This window comes from Pseudomonas sp. Sample_16, assembly GCF_004307665.1.
Classification (GTDB): domain Bacteria; phylum Pseudomonadota; class Gammaproteobacteria; order Pseudomonadales; family Pseudomonadaceae; genus Aquipseudomonas.
On the sequence record NZ_RCOB01000186.1, the window covers coordinates 1 to 3,562 of the forward strand.

Consider the following 3,562-nt stretch of genomic DNA (forward strand, 5'->3'; position numbering starts at 1 on the left):
TCTTATAGCGATGCTGGCAGTAGTTCGAGTTACAGCTGGCCTCGCGCAACGAGCCACCCACAAGCGCAAGAACATCTGTAGCACAAAAAATGTCATCATCCTGATCAAGTAGGCGAAACAAGCCTGGTCCTACCACTGCTGGTCAATCGTTCACTCCTCCGAAGAGGGGCTTGCAGCTGCGCCTCCTGCAATAAAGGCGAGTACGCCGGCATGTCTTCGAGCTAATGAGTTGCGTCTCAGGCAGGAGATCCAAGCTATTGACAAGCCTGGATCAGAAAGAAAAAAGAACCCGTATCCTGATGGGAGGAATACGGGCTAAAAGCGTCACCATTCGAGAGAAAGCAGCGTCATAGGAGGGCTGTATGCCGGGCATGCAGGCGAGAGGGTGTAGCGCTACTGTCTTTCTCGGCGCCAATTTAATCGCACGACGCAAGCGATCACCACGCCAAGACTTCCCATTTTCGAAGTACCGGGCTCGCCGGTGCTAAGCAGTAAGCGTCCGGCCAACACACCTTTCTGATCCCAACGCTTAGGGCGATGGTGGACACCTATTTAAGTGGACACCATTTTTAGCCTTATTAAGCGGATCGCCATGCGCCAACGACACTCTTACCCCAAACCTTTCAAAGCCCAAGTCGTTCAGGAATGTCTGCATGCTGGTGCGTCCATCGCAAGCGTCGCGCTGAGCCACGGGATCAATGCCAATCTCGTGCGTAAATGGATTCCGCTTTATCGCGACGCGGACAGTAAAAACCTGCCCGCTTTTATCCCTTTGAAACTAGAACCCAGCGTTCATGATCGTCCCTCGCCGTCGATCAGAATCGATGTGCCAAGCGAGCATGGGAGCCTCGTGGTGAACTGGCCCGTCAACGATCCCGAGGGATGTGCCCGATTCGTCCGGGGATTAATCTGATGATCCGCATCGATTCCATCTGGCTCGCCACCGAGCCGATGGACATGCGCGCGGGCACCGACACCGCGCTTGCACGGGTAGTGGCCGTGTTCGGTGCGGCGAAGCCGCACTGTGCTTATCTCTTCGCCAACCGCCGCGCCAATCGGATGAAAGTGCTGGTGCATGACGGCGTCGGCATCTGGCTGGCAGCACGTCGGTTGCACCAAGGACGCTTTTTCTGGCCAGGCGTGCGACATGGTTCGGAACTTGAGTTGGATGCAGAACAGCTTCAGGCCCTGATACTCGGTTTACCTTGGCAAAGAGTCGGTGCCAGCGGCGTCATCACTGTGCTTTAAGTTCTGCCACGGCCAGCTTGCCAGCGCAATTGGCCCATCAGTCTATCGCCGCCCAAAGCCCTCTCTGGCAAAATCGGCGGCATGACTTCCATCCCGAATCTCGACCAACTGAACCCCGAACAACTGCGCGCTCTGGCCGCGCAGTTGATGCAGCGCGTCGAGACGATGGACAAGCAAATCCACCATCACAAAACAATCAACGAGAAACTGGCCCATGAGATCGCGCTGCTCAAGCGCTTCAAGTTTGCCAAGCGCAGCGAGCAACTAAGTCCTGCTCAAGCCAGCTTGCTCGATGACCTGATCGACACCGACATCGCGGCTATTGAAGCTGAACTTGAGGCACTGCAACCGACGCCGACTGCGGCCAAAGTGCGCCAGCAACCCAAGCGTGCGCCGCTGCCAGCGCAGTTTCCTCGTACGCTGATCCACCACGAACCGGACAACAGCCATTGCCAATGCGGCTGCGCCCTCAAGCGCATCGGTGAAGATGCCAGCGAAAAGCTCGACTACACACCCGGCGTGTTTACCGTCGAACGCCATATCCGTGGGAAATGGGCCTGTGAGCAGTGCGAGTCGCTGATCCAGGCGCCGGTACCGGCGCATGTCATCGACAAAGGCATCCCTACGGCAGGCCTGCTGGCCCACGTTATGGTGGCCAAGTTTGCTGACCATCTGCCGCTGTATCGACAAGAGAAAATTTTCGGCCGAGCCGGTCTGACGATCGCCCGTTCGACCTTGGCGCAATGGGTTGGCGCCTGCGGCGTGCAGCTACAGCCACTGGTGGATGCGCTGCGCGAAGCAGTGCTCGAGCATGGCGTGATCCACGCCGATGAAACGCCGGTACAGATGCTGACGCCGGGCGCCAAGAAGACCCACCGAGCCTACATTTGGGCCTACGCCACCAGTCAGTTCGCCGACTTGGCGGCAGTCGTTTACGACTTCAGCCCGAGCCGCGCCGGCGAACACGCCCGAACCTTCCTGAACAACTGGAACGGCAAGCTGGTCTGCGACGACTTCGCCGGTTACAAGGCGAGCTTTGATCTGGGCGTCACAGAGATCGGCTGCATGGCCCATGCTCGCCGTAAGTTCTTCGACTTGCACGCGACCAATAAGAGCCAGATCGCCGAAAAAGCGCTGCATTACATCGCCGCGCTTTATGAGATAGAACGCGAAGTCCGCGAACTGGAACCTGACGCTCGACAACGGATACGGCAGGAAAAATCGGCCCCGATAATCGAGGCGCTGCACACCTGGATGATCGCCCAGCGACAACTTGTGCCTGAGGGATCGGCCATTGCCAAAGCCCTGGATTACAGCTCAAACGCTGGGCCGCGTTGACTCGATACCTCGAGGACGGCGCGGTACCCCTCGACAATAACTGGTGTGAAAATCAAATCCGGCCATGGGCTCTCGGGCGTTCAAACTGGCTTTTCGCGGGCTCGTTACGCAGCGGCAAACGTGCGGCTGCGATCATGAGTTTGATCCAGTCAGCACGGCTTAATGGACATGATCCCTACGTCTATCTGAAGGATGTACTGACGCGACTGCCCACGCAGCGAGCGAGTGAGATTGCGGCGTTGCTGCCACATCTGTGGCAACCGGTGTAATTACATCAGCTGGCGTCGTGGAGCGTTTATGAATATTCCGGCGCATAGTCCCAAAATCATCCACAAAACATGGTTTTTCGTAGCATTGGTTGCAATGGGGTAGATCTACGCCACGTACCGCCCCGAGACACCCTATAAATCCCGCAGTCTCCCTGTATCCCTCTCTCAAACACCCCATTTCCCCCCATTTAATCCGCAGAACGGTAGTTACCCTGGAGTTAGCGCCCCCTGATATACCCCCCATTTTCCCTAATAATCCCCGTAACACCCCATCACACCCTGATTATCCCTATATATCCCCGTAGCGCACCCCATTCTGCCCCTTCCAAATTCACTCGGGAGTTGTCGCTCCGCATTTGGTGGCAAAACTCGCAAAACTGATCGAAATTTGCGACGGAAGACGGCCGGAAGCGATAGCCTGCTGTACCTGAAACCTCTTAAATCCCCGTCTAATGTAATTATACGGATCACCATTATTTTTGAGGGTGGTCCTGTCACTGCGGCCCCATCATCTTGCGCGCGCACCATCCCTCTAGAAGTGGCGATGGTTACAGGAAGCTATCGGCTGTTGCGCCAATTTTCCGACTTCGGGCCAGATGCCTTTGCCGGACGCTTACGCTAAGCAACCCATTTGCTCTGATGCCGCTCATGCGGCAGGGGCAGAGAGGCGAAAACCGACGCGCAAGGCCCTGAAGTGATGCCTCACG

The 3,562-nt window shown here is 56.7% G+C and carries 2 protein-coding genes and 1 pseudogene; all 3 read left to right on the top strand.

Annotated features, from left to right (window positions below; all coding sequences use genetic code 11):
* Positions 1–556 precede the first annotated feature (556 nt).
* The 3 genes and pseudogenes from D8U69_RS24750 to D8U69_RS24760 all read left to right on the top strand — a co-directional run bounded on the left by D8U69_RS24750 (position 557) and on the right by D8U69_RS24760 (position 2,855).
* Complete coding sequence (locus tag D8U69_RS24750) at positions 557–913, top strand: transposase (RefSeq protein WP_241668692.1); 357 nt, start codon at positions 557–559, stop codon at positions 911–913.
* The gene (gene tnpB, locus D8U69_RS29890) at positions 913–1,248 is read left to right on the top strand and encodes an IS66 family insertion sequence element accessory protein TnpB (protein ID WP_177434596.1); all 336 of its coding nucleotides are present in this window, start codon (positions 913–915) and stop codon (positions 1,246–1,248) included. Before D8U69_RS24750 ends, tnpB begins: the two co-directional genes overlap by 1 nt.
* An 81-nt stretch (positions 1,249–1,329) precedes the next feature.
* Positions 1,330–2,855: pseudogene (locus D8U69_RS24760) on the top strand (IS66 family transposase).
* Positions 2,856–3,562 lie beyond the last annotated feature (707 nt).